This is a genomic window from Streptomyces sp. NPDC101132 (assembly GCF_044759225.1).
Taxonomy (GTDB): Bacteria; Actinomycetota; Actinomycetes; order Streptomycetales; family Streptomycetaceae; genus Streptomyces.
Genome location: NZ_JBIVYX010000011.1, coordinates 198,326 through 217,273 on the forward strand (window position 1 = coordinate 198,326; position 18,948 = coordinate 217,273).

General features: G+C 72.1%; 21 protein-coding genes and 1 riboswitch. Of the genes, 11 read left to right on the forward strand and 10 right to left on the reverse strand.

From position 1 onward, the window contains the following. Nucleotides 1-46 precede the first annotated feature (46 nt). The gene (gene thiC, locus ACIQUR_RS25375; RefSeq protein WP_403668399.1) at nt 47-1,828 is read right to left on the reverse strand and encodes a phosphomethylpyrimidine synthase ThiC; all 1,782 of its coding nucleotides are present in this window, start codon (nt 1,826-1,828) and stop codon (nt 47-49) included. Continuing rightward, a riboswitch (TPP riboswitch) is annotated at nt 1,822-1,970 on the reverse strand. It overlaps the preceding gene by 7 nt. Before the next feature lie 72 nt (nt 1,971-2,042). Between thiC and ACIQUR_RS25380 the strand changes: the two genes are divergently transcribed. Further along, a complete protein-coding gene (locus tag ACIQUR_RS25380; protein WP_403668402.1) occupies nt 2,043-3,554 on the forward strand; it encodes a YibE/F family protein in 1,512 nt (503 codons plus the stop codon). Between the two features lie 134 nt (nt 3,555-3,688). Here ACIQUR_RS25380 and ACIQUR_RS25385 read toward each other — a convergent pair whose 3' ends face one another. From ACIQUR_RS25385 to ACIQUR_RS25400, 4 genes are all read right to left on the reverse strand, one after another. After that, nucleotides 3,689-4,144 carry an SsgA family sporulation/cell division regulator gene (locus ACIQUR_RS25385; RefSeq protein ID WP_403668404.1) on the reverse strand — a complete coding sequence of 152 codons (456 nt, stop codon included), beginning with the start codon at nt 4,142-4,144 and terminating at the stop codon, nt 3,689-3,691. Nucleotides 4,145-4,241: 97 nt separating this feature from the next. After that, the gene (locus tag ACIQUR_RS25390; RefSeq protein WP_403668561.1) at nt 4,242-4,979 is read right to left on the reverse strand and encodes an IclR family transcriptional regulator; all 738 of its coding nucleotides are present in this window, start codon (nt 4,977-4,979) and stop codon (nt 4,242-4,244) included. 285 nt (nt 4,980-5,264) lie between these two features. After that, nucleotides 5,265-5,492 (reverse strand): DUF5326 family protein, encoded by a 228-nt coding sequence (locus ACIQUR_RS25395; RefSeq protein WP_403668407.1) that lies wholly within the window; start codon nt 5,490-5,492, stop codon nt 5,265-5,267. A 129-nt stretch (nt 5,493-5,621) separates the two neighbouring features. Then, complete coding sequence (locus ACIQUR_RS25400) at nt 5,622-5,939, reverse strand: cupin domain-containing protein (protein ID WP_403668410.1); 318 nt, start codon at nt 5,937-5,939, stop codon at nt 5,622-5,624. A 79-nt stretch (nt 5,940-6,018) separates the two neighbouring features. Between ACIQUR_RS25400 and ACIQUR_RS25405 the strand changes: the two genes are divergently transcribed. The 4 genes from ACIQUR_RS25405 (at nt 6,019) to ACIQUR_RS25420 (ending at nt 9,200) form a co-directional block, all read left to right on the forward strand. After that, nucleotides 6,019-6,396 (forward strand): phage holin family protein, encoded by a 378-nt coding sequence (locus ACIQUR_RS25405; RefSeq protein ID WP_403668413.1) that lies wholly within the window; start codon nt 6,019-6,021, stop codon nt 6,394-6,396. Nucleotides 6,397-6,424: 28 nt separating this feature from the next. Further along, the gene (locus ACIQUR_RS25410; RefSeq protein WP_403668415.1) at nt 6,425-7,564 is read left to right on the forward strand and encodes a cystathionine gamma-lyase; all 1,140 of its coding nucleotides are present in this window, start codon (nt 6,425-6,427) and stop codon (nt 7,562-7,564) included. A 221-nt stretch (nt 7,565-7,785) separates the two neighbouring features. After that, a complete protein-coding gene (locus ACIQUR_RS25415) occupies nt 7,786-8,685 on the forward strand; it encodes a LysR family transcriptional regulator (RefSeq protein WP_403668418.1) in 900 nt (299 codons plus the stop codon). A gap of 35 nt (nt 8,686-8,720) precedes the next feature. Further along, nucleotides 8,721-9,200: an NUDIX domain-containing protein gene (locus tag ACIQUR_RS25420; protein ID WP_403668421.1), complete on the forward strand. Its 480-nt coding sequence runs from the start codon at nt 8,721-8,723 to the stop codon at nt 9,198-9,200. Nucleotides 9,201-9,262: 62 nt separating this feature from the next. On the opposite strand, the gene ACIQUR_RS25425 is transcribed toward ACIQUR_RS25420, so the two are convergent. Both ACIQUR_RS25425 and ACIQUR_RS25430 read right to left on the reverse strand, forming a co-directional pair. Beyond that, on the reverse strand, nt 9,263-10,678 hold the full coding sequence (locus tag ACIQUR_RS25425) for a globin domain-containing protein (RefSeq protein WP_403668424.1): 1,416 nt from the start codon (nt 10,676-10,678) through the stop codon (nt 9,263-9,265). A 63-nt stretch (nt 10,679-10,741) separates the two neighbouring features. Continuing rightward, the gene (locus ACIQUR_RS25430) at nt 10,742-11,392 is read right to left on the reverse strand and encodes an HAD family hydrolase (protein ID WP_403668427.1); all 651 of its coding nucleotides are present in this window, start codon (nt 11,390-11,392) and stop codon (nt 10,742-10,744) included. A 126-nt stretch (nt 11,393-11,518) separates the two neighbouring features. Here ACIQUR_RS25430 and ACIQUR_RS25435 point away from each other — a divergent pair, with 126 nt between their 5' ends. Genes ACIQUR_RS25435 through ACIQUR_RS25445 form a run of 3 tightly spaced genes read left to right on the forward strand, consistent with a single transcriptional unit; the run spans nt 11,519 to nt 14,098 of the window. Continuing rightward, on the forward strand, nt 11,519-12,415 hold the full coding sequence (locus ACIQUR_RS25435; RefSeq protein ID WP_403668429.1) for a GNAT family N-acetyltransferase: 897 nt from the start codon (nt 11,519-11,521) through the stop codon (nt 12,413-12,415). Between the two features lie 16 nt (nt 12,416-12,431). After that, nucleotides 12,432-12,893, forward strand: a complete 462-nt coding sequence (locus ACIQUR_RS25440; RefSeq protein WP_403668431.1) for a GNAT family N-acetyltransferase — start codon at nt 12,432-12,434, stop codon at nt 12,891-12,893. Between the two features lie 29 nt (nt 12,894-12,922). Further along, nucleotides 12,923-14,098 carry a winged helix DNA-binding domain-containing protein gene (locus ACIQUR_RS25445; RefSeq protein WP_403668434.1) on the forward strand — a complete coding sequence of 392 codons (1,176 nt, stop codon included), beginning with the start codon at nt 12,923-12,925 and terminating at the stop codon, nt 14,096-14,098. A gap of 18 nt (nt 14,099-14,116) precedes the next feature. Here ACIQUR_RS25445 and ACIQUR_RS25450 read toward each other — a convergent pair whose 3' ends face one another. The 3 genes from ACIQUR_RS25450 to ACIQUR_RS25460 are packed head-to-tail and all read right to left on the reverse strand — an operon-like array spanning nt 14,117 to nt 17,344. Further along, nucleotides 14,117-15,505, reverse strand: coding sequence for a serine hydrolase domain-containing protein (locus ACIQUR_RS25450; RefSeq protein WP_403668436.1), 1,389 nt, complete (start codon nt 15,503-15,505; stop codon nt 14,117-14,119). A 16-nt stretch (nt 15,506-15,521) separates the two neighbouring features. Next, complete coding sequence (locus ACIQUR_RS25455) at nt 15,522-16,190, reverse strand: response regulator (protein WP_403668439.1); 669 nt, start codon at nt 16,188-16,190, stop codon at nt 15,522-15,524. After that, nucleotides 16,187-17,344: a sensor histidine kinase gene (locus tag ACIQUR_RS25460; RefSeq protein ID WP_403668441.1), complete on the reverse strand. Its 1,158-nt coding sequence runs from the start codon at nt 17,342-17,344 to the stop codon at nt 16,187-16,189. Before ACIQUR_RS25460 ends, ACIQUR_RS25455 begins: the two co-directional genes overlap by 4 nt. A gap of 156 nt (nt 17,345-17,500) precedes the next feature. Here ACIQUR_RS25460 and ACIQUR_RS25465 point away from each other — a divergent pair, with 156 nt between their 5' ends. From ACIQUR_RS25465 to ACIQUR_RS25475, 3 genes are all read left to right on the forward strand, one after another. Beyond that, nucleotides 17,501-17,713, forward strand: a complete 213-nt coding sequence (locus ACIQUR_RS25465) for a hypothetical protein (RefSeq protein WP_403668444.1) — start codon at nt 17,501-17,503, stop codon at nt 17,711-17,713. A 70-nt stretch (nt 17,714-17,783) separates the two neighbouring features. Then, on the forward strand, nt 17,784-18,350 hold the full coding sequence (locus tag ACIQUR_RS25470) for a dihydrofolate reductase family protein (protein WP_403668447.1): 567 nt from the start codon (nt 17,784-17,786) through the stop codon (nt 18,348-18,350). A 110-nt stretch (nt 18,351-18,460) separates the two neighbouring features. Next, the gene (locus tag ACIQUR_RS25475; protein WP_403668450.1) at nt 18,461-18,913 is read left to right on the forward strand and encodes a pyridoxamine 5'-phosphate oxidase family protein; all 453 of its coding nucleotides are present in this window, start codon (nt 18,461-18,463) and stop codon (nt 18,911-18,913) included. Nucleotides 18,914-18,948: the final 35 nt, after the last annotated feature.

Genomic DNA, 18,948 nt, shown 5'->3' on the forward strand with positions numbered 1-18,948 from the left:
CCATAGGGTCGCGGGACCGTCCGGTGCGGCTGCGGCGGCCGGTGGGTCAGTCGGCCAGCGGCAGGTAGACGCGGTTGCCCGCGGCGGCGAACTCGGCGGACTTCTCCGCCATGCCGGCCTGGATCTCCTCGGCCTTCAGGTCCCCGCCGTGCTCGCGCCGGATGTCCTGCGAGATCTTCATGGAGCAGAACTTCGGGCCGCACATCGAGCAGAAGTGCGCGGTCTTGGCCGGCTCGGCCGGAAGCGTCTCGTCGTGGAACTCGCGGGCGGTGTCCGGGTCGAGGGCCAGGTTGAACTGGTCCTCCCAGCGGAACTCGAAGCGCGCGTCGGACAGCGCGTCGTCCCACTCCTGGGCACCCGGGTGGCCCTTGGCCAGGTCCGCGGCGTGCGCGGCGATCTTGTACGTGATCACCCCGGTCTTGACGTCGTCCCGGTTCGGCAGGCCCAGGTGCTCCTTGGGCGTGACGTAGCAGAGCATCGCGGTGCCCCACCAGGCGATCATCGCGGCGCCGATGCCCGAGGTGATGTGGTCGTACGCGGGCGCGACGTCCGTGGTCAGCGGGCCGAGCGTGTAGAACGGCGCCTCCTCGCAGATCTCCTGCTGGAGGTCGATGTTCTCCTTGATCTTGTGCATCGGGACGTGGCCCGGGCCCTCGATCATGGTCTGTACGTTGTGGCGCTTGGCGATCGTGTTCAGCTCGCCCAGCGTCTTCAGCTCGGCGAACTGCGCGGCGTCGTTGGCGTCCGCGATCGAGCCGGGGCGCAGGCCGTCGCCGAGCGAGTACGTGACGTCGTACGCCGCCAGGATCTCGCAGAGCTCCTCGAAGTTCGTGTAGAGGAAGTTCTCCTTGTGGTGCGCGAGGCACCAGGCGGCCATGATCGAGCCGCCGCGCGAGACGATGCCGGTCTTGCGGCGGGCGGTGAGCGGCACGTACGGCAGCAGCACGCCGGCGTGGACGGTCATGTAGTCGACGCCCTGCTCGGCCTGCTCGATGACAGTGTCCTTGTAGATCTCCCAGGTCAGCTCCTCGGCCTTGCCGTCGACCTTCTCCAGGGCCTGGTAGAGGGGCACGGTGCCGATCGGGACGGGGGAGTTGCGCAGCACCCACTCGCGGGTGGTGTGGATGTTGCGGCCGGTGGAGAGGTCCATGACCGTGTCGGCGCCCCAGCGGGTGGCCCAGGTCATCTTCTCGACCTCCTCCTCGATGGAGGAGGTCACGGCGGAGTTGCCGATGTTGGCGTTGACCTTCACCAGGAACTTCTTGCCGATGATCATCGGCTCGATCTCCGGGTGGTTGACGTTCGCCGGGAGCACCGCGCGGCCGGCGGCGATCTCCTCGCGGACGACCTCGGGGGAGACGTTCTCGCGGATCGCGACGTACTCCATCTCCGGGGTGATCTCACCGCGGCGGGCGTACGCGAGCTGCGTGACGGCCTGGCCGTCGCGGCCGCGGCGCGGCAGGCGCGGGCGGCCCGGGAAGACCGCGTCGAGGTTCTTGAGGCCGCCGCGGGGCGAGGTGTGCTTGATGCCGTCGTCCTCGGGGCGCACGGGACGGCCCGCGTACTCCTCGGTGTCGCCGCGGCCGATGATCCAGTTCTCGCGCAGCGGCGGCAGGCCGCGGCGGACGTCGGTCTCGATCTGCGGGTCGGTGTACGGACCGGACGTGTCGTAGAGCGTCACGTCCTTGCCGTTGGTGAGGTGGACCTGGCGAACCGGCACGCGGATGTCGGGGCGGGAGCCCGCGACGTAGCCCTTGTGCCAGCCCGGCTGGCGCTCGCTCTGGCCGTCCTGGCTGATGGCAGGCGTGCGTGCATCCTGAATGGTCATGAGACCCATCTCCCTACGCCGGCATTACCCGGTAACAGGTTCGGCGGTCGACGCAGCCTCCTCCCGTACCCGTCGTCTTCGACGCGCGTACGGTGATCAGCGCCCTCTCAGCCCGGTGCTCCGAGCTCCCGCGTTGTGCAAAGGTGCCCCCACGCTAGCGTCATCTGTGGCGCGCTGAACAGTGGGCCCCCTCAACTCTTGCGATGATCGGCCGGTGACCACACCGCCGCGGCCTCCCGTCGACCCCCATGACCCCACCGGCCACTCCGGCCCCTCACAGGGCTACGCCGGGCCAGGCGACCCCGACTTCGGGCACGGGGCGCACGAGGGCGGCGGGCACGGGAGCGGGCACTCGCACGGCGGCACCGGCGGGCATGGCGGGAACGCTGGGCACGGCGGGAACGGCGGGCACTCCCACGGCGGCCACTCCCACGGCGGCCACTCGCACGGGCACGGTCCGGCGGCCCCCGTCTCGAAGCACCTGCGCAAGGTCATCGCCGCCGTGCTGATCCCGTTCGCCGCCGCGGTCGTGGTGGGCCTGGTGGTGCTGTGGCCCGGCGGCGCACCCTCGCACGAGCGCACCGGGGTCGGCTTCGACCGCCAGACGCAGGAAGGGCGGGTGGCCACGCTTCAGCGGGTGGACTGCAAGGAGGTCAACGTCGCCCAGGTGCCGCCCACCGGGGACACCTCCACGCCCGAGGGGCGCGAGGCGCAGCAGCGGCAGACTGGGCAGTGCGCGAAGGCGACGATCGAGGTCACCACCGGTCCCGACAAGGGGCGTACATTCCTGGAGATCGTCCAGCCGGGCGCTCCGCGGCAGTTGACCGAGGGTCAGGAGGTCGTGGTCGCGTACGCGCCGGACGCCCCCCGCGACCTCCAGTACTCCGTGGTCGACGTCAACCGTGAGCTGCCGCTCGCGCTGCTGGCCGGCATCTTCGCGCTGGCCGTGGTGCTGGTGGGGCGGATGCGCGGGGTGTTCGCGCTGGTCGCGCTCGCCGTCAGCTTCGCCGTGCTGGTCCTCTTCATCCTGCCGGCGATCCTCCAGGGGTCGAACCCGCTGCTCGTCGCGGTGGTCGGGGCGAGCGCCATCATGCTGATCGCGCTCTACATGTGCCACGGCGTGACGGCACGCACGTCCGTCGCGGTCCTGGGGACCCTGGTCTCGCTGCTGCTGATCGGCGTGCTCGGGTCCGGGTTCATCGGGTCGGCGTTCCTGAGCGGGAACACGGATGACAACACGGGTCTGATCCACGGGCTCTACCCGGAGATCGACATGAGCGGCCTGCTGTTGGCAGGTGTGATCATCGGGTCCCTCGGCGTGCTCGACGACGTGACCGTCACGCAGACGTCGGCCGTCTGGGAACTGCACGCGGCGGACCCCACGATGGGGCCACGGGCCTTGTACCGCGCGGCCATCCGGATCGGCCGCGACCACATCGCCTCGGTGGTCAACACGCTGGTGCTCGCCTATGCCGGCGCGGCCCTGCCCTTGTTGCTGCTGTTCTCGATCGCACAGAGCAGTGTGGGTTCCGTGGCCAACAGCGAGCTGGTGGCCGAGGAGATCGTACGGACCCTCGTGGGCTCGATCGGGCTCGTCGCGTCCGTGCCGGTGACGACGGCGCTGGCCGCCCTGGTGGTTTCGGCCGACCGGCCGGTGTCCCCGTCCGCCGCCCCGGCCGGGGGGCCGGGACGAACGGGCGGACGGGGTCGCCGCCGTAAGCGCTGAGTGACCGCCGGGAGGGACGGACGGGTCACGGGGTGGGGACCGGGCGGCTCAGCGCGTCGGCACGCTGAGAGTCGCTCGTCGTACGCGAACCGCTCGGGACGCACGCGTACGGACCGGTTCCCGCCGGCCGTGGTTCAGCCCGCGTTCTGCTCGTTCTGCTGCGTACGCGTCTCGGCAAGGATCTTGTCGAGGGCTTCGTCGAGGTTCTCCTCGAAGTCGCCGAGGTTGCGCTCCTGACCGAGCGGCACCAGCCGGTCGGTCCGGTCGAGGAACGCGACAAGAGGGGCCGCACTGGCCCGGAACAGGGCTCGGTCGGTGCCGACCTGGAGCCTGATGTGGACATCGGACAGCTCCTCGGGGTCGGTGGGGGCGATGTGCACATCGCCGTCACCGCATGGCTTGTTGATGCCGTCGAGAAGCAACTCCCGGCCGAACGCCCAGGTCACGGGCGCGTCGCCGGGAAGGTGGAAAGTCAGGCGTACTGCGTAGGGGTCACGAGCGTCGTACCGGAGCTCCACCGGGATCCGGAACGAGAGCTCCTCGGAAACGAGGAAGCTCATCATGACTTCTGCCTGTACCGACTCGCGCATTGCCTACCCCGCTGTTGTGGAAGTGGCCAGGAATGATCCCCCAGGGCTCTCTTGACAAGGGTGGTGGAAGCGCCATCGGATCACAAGGAGTGAGTTTTCAGATACTGATAGAGAACGAGAGTGAGCTCAACAGCGCGCCTACTTCACTCCGTAGCCGATCAACCACATAGAGCAACCGGTCTTGCTGGTGGAGGGGGAGAGAAATCGCCATGGTCGCGGCGGCGTCACCGGCCGTGATGGGAATGGCCGCGCAGACCGTTCCCAGGGCGTATTCCTGACGCTCGATCACGGGCTGCATCCGCTGCTGGGCGGTGATGCGCTGCTCCAGGGCGCGCAGGTCCCGGACCGTGTACGGGGTGACGGCCTCGACGGGGTGCCGGTCGAGGTACTCGCGTCGGGTCTCCTCGTCGAGCTGGCCGAGCAGGCACTGCCCGATGGCGTGCGCGTGGCCGGTGGCGCGGAATTCCGCCCATTCCTCGACGGCCGGCATGCCGGGGGTGTCCGAGACGCCCACGACCTCGATCTCGCCCTCGCGGAAGACCGCGAAGTAGATGGGGGCGCCGATGGTGTCGCGGAAGTGCGCGAGGGAGTCGAGGATCATGCTGCGACGTTTCTGCTGTAGTCCGCCACCGGCCAGCCGACCGGCTGCGTCGCCCAGCACGAACACGCCGCCCTCGCGGCGGAGATAGCCCTCGTGGGTGAGGGTCCGGAGCAGGTGGTACGCGGTGGGGAGCGGGAGTCCGGCTTCGCGGGCCAGCTGCTTGGCCGGGGCTCCCTCGCTATGGGACCCCACGGCTTCGAGCAGTCTCAGCGCCCTCTGAACCGAACCGATCAGGGTCGGCACAGCGGCGTTGTGAACCGAAGACAAAGCTCACCCCCAGGCGTGGCGGCGGGCTCTGGGGGCCCGCCGCTGCGGGGGCCTCCCCCGCAGCGACCGCACTCCTGGGGGTCATGCTCGGTGGCTCTTCACACAAAGCCCCTGGGTCAGAGGGGTTACCGGCCGCACGGCGCCCAGGGGACGGCACAGATTGCCACTGTATCCGCCGATTCCTGGCCTGCGGGCGGTTTGGGCGGTCACGTTCCCTCAGGCGGGCTAACGCCCGTCCCGCGGGAGCGCCGCTTACCAGTCGCCGCGCGTGGCCGTGCTCTTCGTCCCCGTGAACTTGCGGACCACGAAGACCAGACCGCCGACGAGGGCGACGAAGACGAGGACCTTGAACACGATGCCGATGAGCGCGGTGAGGAAGGAGGTGATCACCCCGCCGAAGACCAGCAGCGCGAGGAGCGGGACCGCGACCCACTTCACCCACCAGGGCATGCCTGCGAATATCTCCCGGATGCCGTCCATTTCCTCTACCTCTTCCCTTCGGATTCGTTCCTGGCTTCGATGCTAGGAGCGCGGCGAAGGGAACGGAGGCTCCAGAGCCCTTGGAGTCCCCTGATCCAACCCCTAGGGGAGCAGCCCCCTCAACCCCGATCAGGCCTCCGGCGGCGAGAAGACCACCAGCACCTTGAGGTCCTCGGAGATGTGGTGGAACTTGTGCGGCACCCCGGCCGGCACGTACACCACGCTGCCGCGGGCCACCGTGGTCGTCTCGTCCCCCACGGTGATCGACGCGCGGCCGCTCACCACGAAGTACACCTCGTCCTGGCGGTGCGGCTGCTGCGGATCGCTCTGCCCGGCGTCGAGCGCGTACAGCCCGACCGACATGTTCCGCTCCCTCAGGAACTGGAGGTACGCGCCCTCGTTGGCCGCGCGCTCCGCCTCGAGCTCGTCCAGCCGGAATGCCTTCATCGCCTTGCGCCCCTAGTGTTTCCCGGATCCGCTGTTCTGCTGATGTCCGTCACGGATCTTCTCTGCCACGATCAGACACATGACGAATTTCCTAGTCAAGACGATCGCGAACGCGGGCGCGCTGGCCGTGGCCATCTGGCTGGTCGACGACATCACGCTGACCGGCGACAGCACGGGGGGCAAGGCGCTCACCCTCCTGCTGGTCGCGCTGGTCTTCGGACTGGTCAACCTCCTGGTCAAGCCGGTGGTGAAGCTCCTCTCCCTGCCGCTGTTCATCCTCACCCTGGGCCTGTTCACCCTGGTCGTGAACGCCCTGATGCTGCTGCTGACCTCGTGGCTCGCCGACAAGCTCAACCTCGACTTCCACGTCGAGGGCTTCTGGACCGCGGTCGTCGGCGGCCTGATCATCAGCGTGGTCTCGTGGGCGCTGAACGTGCTCCTGCCCGACAACGACTGATCGGCACCACCATGGGAAGGACCGCCGCATGAACGCCCGGGACACATACGGCGACGGCACCCGCGCCGTCCGCGCCGGGGTCCCCGAGCCGGTCAAGAACGAGCCGGTGCTGCCCGGCCCGGCCTTCGCCGCGCACTTCCACCTGCCGGGCGAGGTGGCGGGTCCGTACACGTACGGCCGTGACACCAATCCCACGTGGACCCTGCTGGAGCGGGCCATCGGCGAACTGGAGGCGCCCGGCCACGACGACGCGGACACCGTGGTCTTCGCCTCGGGCATGGCGGCCGTCTCGGCCGTCCTGCTCTCCGGCGCCCGGACCGGCGACACCGTCGTACTTCCCTCCGACGGGTACCAGGCCCTGCCACTGCTGCGCGAGCAGCTGGAGGCGTACGGCGTGCACGTGCGCACCGCACCCACCGCCGGCGAAGCGCAGCTGGACGTCCTGGACGGCGCGGCACTGCTGTGGATCGAGACGCCGTCCAACCCGGGCCTGGACGTCTGCGACGTCCGGCGGCTGGCCGAGGCCGCACACGAGCGGGGCTGCCTGGTCGCGGTCGACAACACCCTGGCCACGCCGCTGGGGCAGCGGCCCCTGGAGCTGGGCGCGGACTTCTCCGTCGCCAGCGGGACCAAGGGGCTGACCGGCCACGGCGACCTGCTGCTCGGCTACGTCACCTGCCGCGACCCGGAGCCGGCGGCGCGGGTGCGGCGCTGGCGCAAGGTGGTCGGCGCGATCCCCGGCCCCATGGAAGCCTGGCTGGCGCACCGCTCGATCGCCACGATCCAGCTGCGCGTCCAGCGGCAGTGGGCCAACGCCCTCGCCGTCGCCGAGGCCCTGGAGGGGCGGGCCGACGTCAGCGGTCTCCGCCATCCCGGGCTGCCCTCCGACCCCTCCCACAAGGTGGCCGCCCGGCAGATGTGGGGCTACGGCGGGGTGGTGTCCTTCACCCTCCCCGACCGCGCCACCGCCGAGCGGTTCCTCACCGCCCTGCGGCTGGTCGAGGACGCCACCAGCTTCGGGGGCGTGCGGTCCACCGCCGAGCGGCGCGGCCGCTGGGGCGGGGACGCCGTGCCGGAAGGGTTCATCCGCTTCTCCGCCGGCGTCGAGGACACCGAGGACCTGGTCGCGGACGTGCTCAGGGCCCTGGACGCGGCCGGCCCCCGCTGACCTGCGGACACGCCCAGCACGGCAGGACGCTCCGAGCCTCCCCCCTCATGGCTCGGAGCGTCCGGGGTCCCGCGCGGTCAGGGCGCTAAGAACCACGCGGACAAGGCTAGTTGACTCTGCGTCAGAGTCCAATCACGTTAACGACAGCGACCTATCGACATATTTATAGTGGGGAGTCCGCCGGGAGCCCGTGGGGCGACGTCTACCGCAGAGGGGCAGCCATGGACCTCTCCCTGCTGCGCACCTTCGTCGCCGTTCACCGCGCCGGGTCGTTCACCAGGGCCGCCGCGCTCCTCGGCCTGTCCCAGCCCGCGGTGACCTCCCAGATCCGCACCCTGGAGCGGCAGCTGGGCCGGCCGCTGTTCCTGCGCCGGGCCCGCGGGGTCACCCCGACGGCGGTCGGGGACGAGCTGGCGCACCGGGCCGCCCCGCACCTGGACGCGCTGCTGGAGATCACCGGCACGGGTGCCGACGCCGCCGGCCCGGGCCTGCGCTCCCTGCACCTGGCCGGGCCGCCCGAGTTCGTCTCCCTGCGGGTGATCCCCGCGCTCGCCCCGCTGGTCGAGGCGGGCCAGACGCTGCGGACCTCGTTACTCGCGGACGCCGACGAGATCCTGGAGGGCCTGGCCGCAGGACACCACGATCTGGTCGTCACCACGGCCCGGCCCCGCGGGCCGCTCTTCACGGTGCACGCCCTGTGCGACGAGGAGCACGTGCTGGTCGGCGCCCCCGACTGGGCCGCGTACGCCGACCCGGTCGCCCTGCGCGAGAAGGGCCCCGGGGTGCTGGCCGGGCTCCCGCTCGTCGAGGTGCACGAATCGCTGCCGCTGGTCACCCGCTACTGGGCGGCCGTCTTCGACGCCCTGCCGGGCTCGCCCGCCTCCGTGGTGGTCCCCGACCTGCGGGGGGTGCTGGCGTGCGTGACGGCGGGAGCGGGGCTGGCCGTGCTGCCCCGGTACCTCTGCGAGGAGGCGCTGGCACGGGGACAGGTGGTGGCGCTGATCGAGCCGCCCGTACCGCCGCTGCGGACGTACTTCCTGGTCGCGCGGGCGGGGACGCTCGGACTGCCGCACCTCGCCCGCGCCCACGAGCGACTGCTGACGGAAGCTGGGGCCTGGTGAGTTTCAGACGGGGTGTCCTGGGCCACTCTTCTCCCATGACCGAACGTCCCGTGGTCAAACGCACCGCCCGCGCCATCCTGCTCGACGGTGAAGACCTGATCCTGATCAAGCGCACCAAGCCCGGGGTCGATCCCTACTGGGTCACACCAGGCGGAGGAGTCGAACCCACCGACGCCACCGTCGTCGACGCCCTGCACCGGGAGGTGCACGAGGAACTCGGCGCGAAGATCACCGACGTCGTGCCCTGTTTCGTGGACACCGTGGAGCACATCGCCGAGGGTGGCGTGACCGGGGTCAAGGTGCAGCACTTCTTCGTCTGCCGCCTGGAGTCCATGGACCTCTCGAAGCGGCACGGCCCCGAGGTCGACGAGCCGCAGGGCGAGTACGAGATCGTGCGCGTGCCCTTCAGCCGCGTCGGGATCGCCGCCGTACACCTCGTCCCGCTGTCCCTGCGGCACTACCTCGACGGCAACATCGAGGGCGTGCGCGCCATGCACGCGCTCGACCTGGGCTGACGCGGCCCGGGCGTCCCCGGTAGGCCGGCCGGCTCGTCGGGCGGCCGGGCCGCCCGGACCGCTCAGTCCGCGGACACCAGTTCCTCGACGGCGTCGTGCCGGATCCGCTCGCCCGGGATGCCGATGCGCTTGAGGGCGGCCACTCCGCTGCGGATCATGGCGGGAGGTCCGGAGATGTAGGCGTCGTAGGAGTTCCACGGCCCGTGCTCGCCCATCGCCTGCGGCAGCTGGCCCGTCAGGCCGTCGGAGACCACCGGGCGCACGGACAGCCACGGGTGGGACTGCTGGAGGCCGAGGAGCGTGTCGATGTCGTACAGGTCGACATCGCTGCGCGCCCCGTAGAAGACCTCGACCGGGCGGCGCTCGCCGCGCTCGGCGACGTCTTCGATCATCGCCTTGATCGGAGCGATGCCCGTGCCTCCGCCGAGGCAGAGCATGCCGTTGTCGGTGGTGTGGTCGACCACCATGGATCCGGCGGGCGGCCCCAGGCGCAGGACGTCGCCGGGACGGGCGTGCCGGACGAGGGCGTTGGAGACCCAGCCGGCCGGGACCGCCTTCACGTGGAAGGACAGCAGGTTGTCGCCGCGCGGCGCGGAGGCGAAGGAGTAGTGCCGCCAGACCCGGGGCCACCAGGGCGTCTCCAGGCTCGTGTACTGCCCGGCCAGGAACGGGTACGGCTGGTCCGGGCGGACGGTGACGACGGCGATGTCGGGGGTGCGCAGCTCGTGCGAGACCACCTCGGCCTGCCACCACGCCGGCCGCTCCCGCTCGTCCTCCGCCGCCGCGTCGATCATGATCTGGGAGATCGCGGTGTACGCCCGCACCCAGGCGGCCTCGGCTCCCGGGCCCCAGGTGTCCGCGGCGTACCGGGACAGCGCGCCGATCAGGGCCTCGCCGACCGCCGGGTAGTGGTCGGGGAGGGTTCCGTACTTGCGGTGGCCGCTGCCGAGACGGCGCAGGTACGGGGCGAGGACGGCCGGGTTGTCGATGTGCTCGGCCGCGGTGAGCAGCGCCTTGAGGAGGCGGTCCCGCTGGGCGTCCATCGCCGCCGGGAACATCGAGCGGAGGTCGGGGTACCGGGTGAACACCAGCGCGTAGAAGTACGAGGTGACCTTGTCGGCGATGGGCGCGATCTCCGCCAGCGTGCGGCGGATGAGCACGGCGTCCGGCGAGGGCTCGGTTCCGCCCGCCAGGGGGTCGGCCGGCTCGTCGGGCGCGGCGCCCTCCGTGGCGTCCCGCCCGGCGCCCGTCGGGGGCGGCAGGAGCGGTTCGGCCGCGGGGGACGGCACGACGGGGGAAGGGCGGGAGGCGGGCCTGGGTTGCGGGCGGCCCACCTTGCGTATCTGGGCCATACCCCTGGCCGGTCTGGTGGGCGGAGCGTCCATGCGGTGCCTCGCTTCGAGCAACTCGGTCGGTAGCAACTCGTTCGTATGCGCGCGCCTCGGCCTCGAATCCGTGATTCCGGGCTTTCGCAGCATGCCAGCCCACTACCGCAGTCGGCGCAAAACGCGGAAACTCCGCGTTTCACGCCGAATTTGGGGTTAGGATCCGTCCCCCGCACGCCTCGGCGCCTGCACCAGGCGGTACGCCTCCCGCAGGTCGAAGCCCTGGTAGACATGGGTGGCGACGGCCGCCAGGTGGGGTCGGGCGTTGACCGCCACCGAGACCGGAACGGCCTCGAAGAGCGCCGCGTCCGTGGCGGAGTCCCCGTAGGCCACGCAGTCCTGCCGGCTCACGCCGAAGCGGGCGCAGAGGCGGTCGGCCACCTCCACCTTGCGCGCGGGCGTGAGGATTCCGGCGATGTCCATGGGCCGGGTGAAGGGGACCGAGGGGAAGACCGAGCCATGGGCGGCGTGGGCTCCCCACTCCAGGAGGAGTTCCACGAAGAACGACGGGGACAGCGAGATCACGGCGCAGTAGTCGCCCCGCTCGCGGATCTCCTGCCAGACCTCCCTGATGCCCAGGAGCCAGGGCGCCCCGTCGAAGGCGGCACGGACGTGCTCCGCCGTGAGCTCGGTCCAGAGCGCGTGCAGGCGTACCGCGAAGTCGGGGGGTCCGATCCGGCGGGCGCTGAACTCCGCTTCCAGGACCGCGATCTCCGCCGAGAGACCGAGCTGGCGGGAGATCTCGGCGGGGGCGGCCGTCCCGTGCATGAGCGTGCCGTCGAGATCGAAGAGGTGGAGTGCCGTCATGGCAGTCGAGGCTAGACGCTGCCCGCCGTCGTGTTTCACGTGAAACATCGTGATCTTGGAAGAAGACTCGCGGGACGCGGGTGAAATCGGCTGGACTGCCACCCGGTGGTGATCCAGGCTGATCGGATGCCCTCATCATCGCTGTCCACACCGCTGCCGACCCTGACGATCCGCACGCTGACCGTGGAGGACGTGCCCCGCTGTGCCGACCTCTCCGAGGACCGCGGCTGGCCTCGCGAGGAGCACAAATGGGGGCTGCTGCTCGCGGCGGGCACCGGCTACGGCGTCGATGCCCCGGACGGCCGGGGCCTGGCCGCCGCCTGCGTCGTGACCCGGTACGGCAGTACGGGCACCGGCCCCGAGCTGGCGGCCATCGGCATGGTGCTGGTCGCCGAACGCTTCGCACGACAAGGGCTGGGGCGGTGGCTGATGACCGCGGTCTGCGAGGAACTCGCTCCGGTACCGCTGACCCTGCACGCCACGCCCTACGGACGGCCGCTCTACGAGGAACTGGGCTTCGCCACCCCCGGGCGCGCGGAGATGCTGATGGGTCACTTCGAGGCCCCGGCCGGCCCGGGCGCCCGGTCGGGCGTGAGAGTCCGGCCGGCGGTCGCGGGGGACCTGCCCGCCATCCTGGGGCTGGATGCCGAGGTGTTCGGCGCCGACCGCACCCACATGATCACGCGCCTCCCCGCGTTCTCGGACCGGCTGCTGGTCGCCGAGGACGGGGCGGGGAACCTCATCGGCTACGCGTCGGCCTGGCCCAACATGGACACCCACGTCGTGGGTCCGCTGATCGCCCGGGACACGGAGACGGCAAAGGCGCTGGTGAGCGGGCTGGCCGCCGGAACGGACCGGCCACTGCGCACGGACGTGGACGTGCGCCACGAGGAGCTGCGGGACTGGCTCAAGGCCCGGGGTCTGGAATCGATCGCCTTCAACGCGGTGATGACCAAGGGCCTCCCGGACCTGCCCGGGGACTGGAGCCGTCGCTTCGCCCCCCTGACCGTGGCGGCGGGATGAGCCTAGGCTCGCGATCATGAACGAATCGAAGCAGTTGGAGATCCGCCCCGTCCGTGAGGCCGACCTGCCGGCCATCGTCGCGATGCTGGCGGACGATCCACTGGGCGCGAGCCGCGAGACCCCGGACGACCTCGGTCCGTACCGTACGGCCCTGCGGCGGCTGACGGACGACCCGAACCAGCACCTCGTCGCCGCGGTGCGCGGAGACCGGGTGGTGGGGACCCTCCAGCTGACGGTGATCCCCGGGCTCTCCCGGACCGCGGCCACCCGGGCGCTGATCGAGGGCGTCCGGGTGCACGCCGACGAACGCGGCAGCGGGCTGGGCACCGAGCTGATCGAGTGGGCGGTGGCCGAGGCCCGCCGGCAGGACTGCGCCTTGGTACAGCTCACCTCGGACGCGACGCGCGCCGACGCCCACCGCTTCTACGAGCGGCTCGGGTTCACGGCCTCGCACGTCGGGTTCAAGCTCCAGCTCTGACCGGGCCCTCCACCCCTACCATCCTGGGCATGGGCAAGAGCCTCCGCACGATCACCGATGCCGAGCGCCGGGCGCGGCTCGGCGTCCGCCACCGCCTGGCGCCCTCCACCCGTGCGGCGACCGTGGCCGCGGCGGCGGACGCGGTCGTCGCCCTGCACGCCACGGATGCGGCGACGGTCTTCCTCTCGGCCCGGGCCAGGCTGACGGACCCCGACGTCACCGCGATGGAGCGCGAGTTCTACGAGGACCTCGCGGTGGTCCGCCTGCTGAGCATGCGGAACACCCTCTTCGCCGTCTCGCGCGAACTGGCCCCGTACGTGGACGCGTCCACGGCCCGGGCGATCGCCGCCAAGGAACGCTCGACGCTGCTCAAGCACTTCGAGGAGGACGGCCAGGGGCTGGACGCCGCCTGGCTCGCCCGGGCCGAGGCCGCCACGCTGGCGGAGCTCGACGCGCGGGGCCCGCTGACCGGCACCCAGCTGTCCTCGTCCGTGGAGGACCTCCGCCGGAAGATCACCGTGTTCCCCGGCAAGAAGTACGAGACCGTCCAGGGCGTGGCCACCCGGGTCCTCCGGGTGCTCGCCGCCGAGGGCCGGATCCGGCGGGACCGGCCCCGGGGTACCTGGACCTCCAGCCAGTTCCGCTGGACGCACTCCGAGCCGTGGCCGGCGCTCCCCGTCGCGCAGGCCCGGGCCGAACTCGCCCGCCGCTGGCTGTGGGCCTACGGCCCGGCGACCGAGGCGGACCTGAAGTGGTGGACCGGCTGGACGCTCACCGAGACGCGCAGGGCCCTGGCCGCCGCCGGCGCGGAGGAGGTGCTGCTCGACGGCGGCGCCGGTGCCCTGGTGGCACCGGGCGACGCCGGCCCCGTGGCCGCCCCCGAAGCGTGGGCCGCCCTGCTCCCCGCGCTGGACCCCAGCGGGATGGGCTGGGCCGGCCGGGGCTTCCACTTCGACCCCGGCCACCGCGCCGCGCTCTTCGACCGGGCCGGCAACATCGGCCCCTCGGTCTGGTGGAACGGCGAGGTGGTGGGCGGCTGGGCGCAGCGCGCCGACGGGGAGGTCGTGTGGCGGCTGCTGTCGGACCGCGGGTCCGAGGCCGCGGCCCGGATCGGCGCCGAGGCCGCCCGCCTCGGCACCTGGCTGGGCGGGGCCCGGGTCACCCCGCGCTTCCGGACCCCGCTCGAACGCGAACTGGTCGCCTAGCACGCCCGCTTCGGCGGTCTACAGGCCCTGCTGCGAGCCGCGCCAGCCGCGGGGGTCCACCCCGCCCGGGACCGGAGCGGTCTCGTCGTACGGCGTCCTCGTGAAGCAGAACGAGCCGAGATCGAGATGGCTCAGGGTGCCGTCGGGTCGCCGCACCGCGCGGAGGGTCTCGCCCGCGTAGTAGCCGTTCACCCCCGTCCAGGTGCCGTCCTGCCCGGCGCGCAGCCGGCTGGCACGGCCCTGCCCGCCGAGGGGGGCCAGCTCCAGACTCCCGTCCCGCGTCAGGCGCAGCAGGAAGGGGGCGGTGCCCCAGTACCAGGGGCCGGTCAGCTCCAGCAGCGCCTGATCGGCCTCGGGCGCGGGGCGCCAGGGCTCCGGGATCCGCGGCTCCGCCTCGGCGACGATCCGTACGAGATCGGTGGCGAGGGTCGAAGCCGGCAGCCCCGAGGTGCAGTTGGCCAGCACCACGGCCGCCACGTCGTCCGCCTCACTCAGCCAGAGGCCGGCGACGAACCCGGGCAGGGAGCCACCGTGGCCCACCAGCGTGCGGTCGCCGGACCGCTGGATCTGGAGCCCCAGCCCGTACCCGAGGTCGGCCAGGCCGGGCTCCGGCGGCGACAGGGCCACCCGCATCTCCCGTACCGTCTCGGCACCCAGCACCCGGTCGTCGCCCCTGAGCAGGAAGGCGGCGAACCGCGCCAGGTCCTCGGTGGTCGACCACAGCGCCCCGGCCGGCGCCATCAGACCGAGGTCCTCCAGCGGCTCGGGCAGCATCACGTCGGCCCACGGGTGCACGGCCCAGCCGCCCGCGTGCGGGGCCTCGGGCAGCGCGCTCGTACGGCTCAGGCCCAGCGGCTCCAGCACCTCGGCCCGCAGCACCTCCTCCCACGTCCGCCCCCGCACCGCGGCGACCAGCGCGCCCAGGAGCGTGTACCCCGGGTTGGAGTAGTGGTGCCGTCGCCCCGGGGCGTGCTTGAACGGGTCTCCCCCCAGTACGTCGGCCAGTTCCGGCCGCAGCGATCCCGGCGAGCGCTCCCACCACGGTCCGGGCGTCTCGGCCGCCAGGCCGCCCGCGTGGCAGAGCAGCTGACCGATGGTCACCTCGCCCGCCCCCGTACCCGGCAGGTGCTTCTCCAGCGGGTCCGACAGGTCGAGCAGCCCCTCGTCGCGGAGCCGCAGCACCAGCACGGCGGTGAAGGTCTTGCTGATCGAGCCGATCCGGTACTGCACCCCGCCGTCCGGGGCGTGGTCCTCGACGCACGACCTGGCCCCCTCCCACACGGTCGCGCCGCCCCGGACGACGGCGGCGACGAGCGAGGGCGCCCGCCCCTCGGCCTGGGCGACGGCGATCCGGTGCAGCAGGGCGCGCCGGGTCGTGGGCAGCAGCTCTTCAGGTACGGAAGTCATGCCCCCGAGCTTCGCATCAGACCTCCTCGGCGTCGTGCACGAGGAGGGCGATCTGGACGCGGTTGCCGAGACCCAGCTTCGCCATGATCCGGGAGATGTTGGTCTTGACGGTCGGCAGGCTCATGTACAGCTCCGCGGCGATTTCGGCGTTGGTCTTCCCCGTACCGACCGCGACCGCCACCTCCCGCTCCCTGGCGCCCAGTCCGGCGAGCTGCTCACGGGCCCGGGCCGCGCGTCCCGGCTGCCCGGAGCGGCCCGCGACCTGGGCGATCAACTGCTGCGTGACGGCCGGGGAGAGGACCGGCTCCCCCGCGGCCACGCGGCGGACCGCATCGACGATCTGCGCGGGCGGGGTGTGCTTGAGGACGAAGCCTGCGGCTCCCGCGCGCAAGGCGCGCAGCACGTGCTCGTCGGTGTTGAAGGTGGTCAGGACGATCACCTCCGGCGGCCGGGGCCGGGCGCGCAGCGCCTCCGTGGCGGCGAGCCCGTCCACCCCGGGCATCCGGATGTCCATCAGCACCACGTCGGGGGCCTGCGCGTCCACCAGCGCGGCCACCTCGGCCCCGTCGGCCGCTTCCGCGACCACCTGGATGTCGGACGCGCCGCCGAGCATCAGGCGCAGGCCCGAGCGCACCAGCGGATCGTCGTCGACGAGGAGGACGCGGATCGCCGACGGCTCGGTCACGAGGGGACTCCAGGGGTGGGCTGCGTACGGGGCGGGTTCCACGGTAGCCACGCGTACAGCCGGAACTCGCTGCCCTCCGTGCCGTGTTCCAGCCGGCCGCCCGCCAGCCGCACGCGCTCGGCCAGCCCGACGAGGCCGTGTCCCGTCCCCGGGATGGCCCGCTCCCGGCCGGCCGCGCCCAAGGGGTTGCGCACCTCCACTTCCAGTCCGGTGCCGGGGGCCCCGCCGACCCGCACGCCGACCCGGGAATCCGGTGCGTGCTTGCGGGCGTTGGTGAGGCCCTCCTGGACGATCCGGTACGCGGTGCGGCCGGTCGGCGCGGGGACCTCGCCGGCGTCGTCCACCGCCAGGTCCAGTCCGACGGACGCGCCGGCCTCACGGGATTCGGCGGCGAGCCGCGGCAGGTCGGCCAGCGTGGGCTGGGGGCGCTCACCCGCGTCCGCACCCGCCGGGGCCCGCAGGACGCCGATGATCTCGCGCAGGTCCTCCACCGCCTGGTGGGCGCTGTCCCGGATGACTCCGGCGGCCCGGCGCACCTCGTCCGGCGACGCACCGGCGTTGTATTCCAGTGCCCCCGCGTGGACGCTCAGCAGGGACAGCCGGTGGGCCAGCACGTCGTGCATCTCACGGGCGATGGACTCGCGCGCGGTGCGCTGCGCCTCCGCCTCTGCGCGCTCGGCGCGGTCCCGCAGTTCGGTGATCAGGCCGCGCCGGGAGCGTACGTACAGTCCCCAGCCGCAGGCGGCGGCGACCAGCGCGAAGTAGACCACGCCGGAGGTGAAGACGGGCAGGGGGGCGTCAGGCCGCCGGATCAGGAACACCGGCAGCGGGGCGACCGCGACGGCGGCGACCCAGCGCGTGACCCGCAGCGGCTGCGTCGCCGCGACGGTGAACACGGCCACCAGGGCGGGCCCCGTGACGAAGTGCGAGAACATGCCGGCGACGAGGAGTGCGACGGCCAGCGGGACCGGGCGGCTGCGGCGCAGGAACAGCGCCGCGCAGGCGAGACCTCCGACCAGCGAGTCGTGGAACAACGCCTGCTCGGAGAGTTCCCGGCCGGCCAGCGCCTCCTCCGCCGTGACCAGGGAGAAGACCGCAGCGAAGATGACGAAGCCGAGGTCGGCCAGACGGTCTCGGGCGGTGGGACGGGTCATGCCGGCAATCTAGGCCGCCCCCGGAGGCGTGGGCCGCCCCAGGGGCGAGGCCGATACCTTCGGACGACAGCCCGGCGGCCCGCAGGCACTTTGGTCGCACCGGCGTCACCCACCGCCCGATACCGGCATCCGGCGGGGCTCCCTAGCGTCGGGGACATGAAGAAGATCCTCGGTTTCCTCGCCTTCGTCCTCATCGCCGGCGGCATCAGCGGGCTGGTCCACGAGTGGTTCGGCGGCTTCCGCCTCTTCGGCTTCCTCCGGTACCTCAGCCCGGCCGGCTACGAGCCCTACGTGAACATCGCCTACGTCGTGGTCGGCGTCGCCGTCGCCCTGTACGCGGACTCGCTCAAGGACACGCCGTCCCGTTGAGGGGACGGGGTGCGGCCGCATGCACCACGCTGGTCCGTACGCCGGGAACCCACGGACGGAAGGCCGGACCATGCGGAAACTGATCTACGGCATGAACCTGACCCTGGACGGCTACATCGCCGCTGCCGGCGACGACATCGGCTGGAGCGGACCGCCGAGCAACGAGCTGTTCCGGTGGTGGCTCGACCACGAGCTGGCGAGCGGCCTGACGCTGTACGGGCGCAAGCTGTGGGAGACGATGAGCGCGTACTGGCCGACCGGCGACCGGCAGCCCGGTGCCACCCCGGACGAGATCGAGTTCGCGCGGAACTGGCGGGACACCCCGAAGGTGGTGTTCTCCTCGACGCTCCGCGAGGTCGGCTGGAACGCCCGCCTGGTCACCGGCGACGCGATCGCCGAGATCACCCGGCTCAAGGCGGGGGACGGCGCCCCGATGACCATCGGCGGCGCGACGCTCGCCGGGTCGGTCATGCGCGCCGGGCTGATCGACGAGTACGTGATTGCCACCCACCCGGTCCTGGTGGGCGGCGGCACGCCGTTCTTCCCCGCGCTGGACGCATGGATGAACCTGGACCTGCTGGAGACGCGGACGGTTGCCGGCGGCGTGGTCCTGACCAGGTACGGGACGAGGAGCTGAGCGGCGACGGCGGCCCCCGGACGGGGTGGAGCCGAAATAGATAGTCTGCAACGAAACTATCTGCTACGGTCCCCTTTATTGCGACGACGGGCAACGAGAGGCTGACCGACATGAGCGAGCAGACCGCCACGGGGACCACCACCGGCACCACCACCGGCACCACCCGGAACGACGGCCCGGCCCCTCGGGTGCTCACCGACCAGGAGCTCTCCCGGCTGTTGGGCCGGCAGCAGTTCGGCGTCCTCGCGAGCGTCAGGAGCACCGGCCACCCGCACCTGTCGACCGTCCTCTACGACTGGAACGCCGAGGAGCGCGTCCTGAGGGTCTCCTCCACCGCCGACCGCCTCAAGGTCCGCCAGTTGCGCCGCGATCCGCACGCCGCACTGCACGTCAGCGGCCCGGACGTCTGGTCGTTCGCCGTAGCGGAGGGAGAGGCGGAGATCGCGGATCCGGCCGACGGGGCGGCCCCCGGCGAGCAGCCGCTGCCGGACCGGCGCGTGACCATCCTGCTCCGGGTCTCGCGCCTGTACGGGACCGCCCTGGACGTCCCCGCCAAGGACTGAGGAACCGCGCCCCGGCGGAGCCGGAGACCACGAAG

Excerpts from the sequence above, each read along its gene's own strand:
- ACIQUR_RS25465 (WP_403668444.1), top strand. The coding sequence starts at position 17,501 with ATGAAGAAGATCCTCGGTTTCCTCGCCTTCGTCCTCATCGCCGGCGGC.
- ACIQUR_RS25445 (WP_403668434.1), top strand. The coding sequence starts at position 12,923 with ATGGGCAAGAGCCTCCGCACGATCACCGATGCCGAGCGCCGGGCGCGG.
- ACIQUR_RS25425 (WP_403668424.1), bottom strand. The coding sequence starts at position 10,678 with ATGCTGCGAAAGCCCGGAATCACGGATTCGAGGCCGAGGCGCGCGCAT.
- ACIQUR_RS25405 (WP_403668413.1), top strand. The coding sequence starts at position 6,019 with ATGACGAATTTCCTAGTCAAGACGATCGCGAACGCGGGCGCGCTGGCC.
- ACIQUR_RS25440 (WP_403668431.1), top strand. The coding sequence starts at position 12,432 with ATGAACGAATCGAAGCAGTTGGAGATCCGCCCCGTCCGTGAGGCCGAC.
- ACIQUR_RS25395 (WP_403668407.1), bottom strand. The coding sequence starts at position 5,492 with ATGGACGGCATCCGGGAGATATTCGCAGGCATGCCCTGGTGGGTGAAG.
- ACIQUR_RS25470 (WP_403668447.1), top strand. The coding sequence starts at position 17,784 with ATGCGGAAACTGATCTACGGCATGAACCTGACCCTGGACGGCTACATC.
- ACIQUR_RS25430 (WP_403668427.1), bottom strand. The coding sequence starts at position 11,392 with ATGACGGCACTCCACCTCTTCGATCTCGACGGCACGCTCATGCACGGG.
- ACIQUR_RS25450 (WP_403668436.1), bottom strand. The coding sequence starts at position 15,505 with ATGACTTCCGTACCTGAAGAGCTGCTGCCCACGACCCGGCGCGCCCTG.
- ACIQUR_RS25435 (WP_403668429.1), top strand. The coding sequence starts at position 11,519 with ATGCCCTCATCATCGCTGTCCACACCGCTGCCGACCCTGACGATCCGC.
- ACIQUR_RS25460 (WP_403668441.1), bottom strand. The coding sequence starts at position 17,344 with ATGACCCGTCCCACCGCCCGAGACCGTCTGGCCGACCTCGGCTTCGTC.
- ACIQUR_RS25415 (WP_403668418.1), top strand. The coding sequence starts at position 7,786 with ATGGACCTCTCCCTGCTGCGCACCTTCGTCGCCGTTCACCGCGCCGGG.
- ACIQUR_RS25475 (WP_403668450.1), top strand. The coding sequence starts at position 18,461 with ATGAGCGAGCAGACCGCCACGGGGACCACCACCGGCACCACCACCGGC.
- ACIQUR_RS25420 (WP_403668421.1), top strand. The coding sequence starts at position 8,721 with ATGACCGAACGTCCCGTGGTCAAACGCACCGCCCGCGCCATCCTGCTC.
- ACIQUR_RS25400 (WP_403668410.1), bottom strand. The coding sequence starts at position 5,939 with ATGAAGGCATTCCGGCTGGACGAGCTCGAGGCGGAGCGCGCGGCCAAC.
- thiC (WP_403668399.1), bottom strand. The coding sequence starts at position 1,828 with ATGACCATTCAGGATGCACGCACGCCTGCCATCAGCCAGGACGGCCAG.
- ACIQUR_RS25410 (WP_403668415.1), top strand. The coding sequence starts at position 6,425 with ATGAACGCCCGGGACACATACGGCGACGGCACCCGCGCCGTCCGCGCC.
- ACIQUR_RS25385 (WP_403668404.1), bottom strand. The coding sequence starts at position 4,144 with ATGCGCGAGTCGGTACAGGCAGAAGTCATGATGAGCTTCCTCGTTTCC.